General features: G+C 44.0%; 1 pseudogene. It reads left to right on the top strand.

The annotated features are described in order from the left end of the window. Window positions 1-736: pseudogene (locus CH373_RS18705) on the top strand (hypothetical protein); the annotation flags it as partial.

Genomic DNA, 736 nt, shown 5'->3' on the forward strand with positions numbered 1-736 from the left:
TGTGCTCACTCCTCCCACTAGTGTAGTTGAGGGAGAAGATTATCAGTCGAAATTCTTGCAAGCGTTGCAAGACGGCCAAGCACAATGGCAGAAGTCGATCGACGACTTGGTTGTAGGAAAACTTAAGTATGACAAGGCAGTAGAGCGCCAATGGAAAAATGGAGAGGAAAACTGGACCGAAGCGTTTAATAAGCTGTTAGCTGCCAGAGAAAGTTGGACTTCTACGATTAGAGCGCAGATCCAAAAAGGTTTGGAAGCTTGGGACAAATCCTCTGCAGATTTGCAAGCAAACAGACAAAAAGCTTTGGGAGAGTTAGACCGTACAATCGAAACGAACCGAGAGAAGTGGCAGTCCCATGTGAGAGGGATTGAAGGAGTCGTAGGCGGGGGAGCGGATACTCTTAGCACGATTGTTGCGAACAAGCAATTCTTTAAAGAAGCATTAGATAGAGCGAATGTTCCAGGTAGTGGGTATGGTACGAATATCAAGACAGAGTACCAGAACCAATTGAATTATTGGACTGGTCTAGAAACTAGAATCAGAACTCTGGTTGCAAGCGCTCAAAATCAAATACATAACGAAGACATTCGAGGAACAAGTGTTGGACAAGGTTTGCTGTATAACGCCGGCGGTTCGGACACTTATATTTATTCCAGTGCGGAACTAGAATTAAAGATTGCTAAAGAAGAATTGAAGGTTCTCCAACAGAAAAAAGATCGTGCTCAGGAAGTGTAT

Origin of the sequence: Leptospira perolatii (assembly GCF_002811875.1) — a bacterium.
Classification (GTDB): Bacteria; Spirochaetota; Leptospiria; order Leptospirales; family Leptospiraceae; genus Leptospira_B; species Leptospira_B perolatii.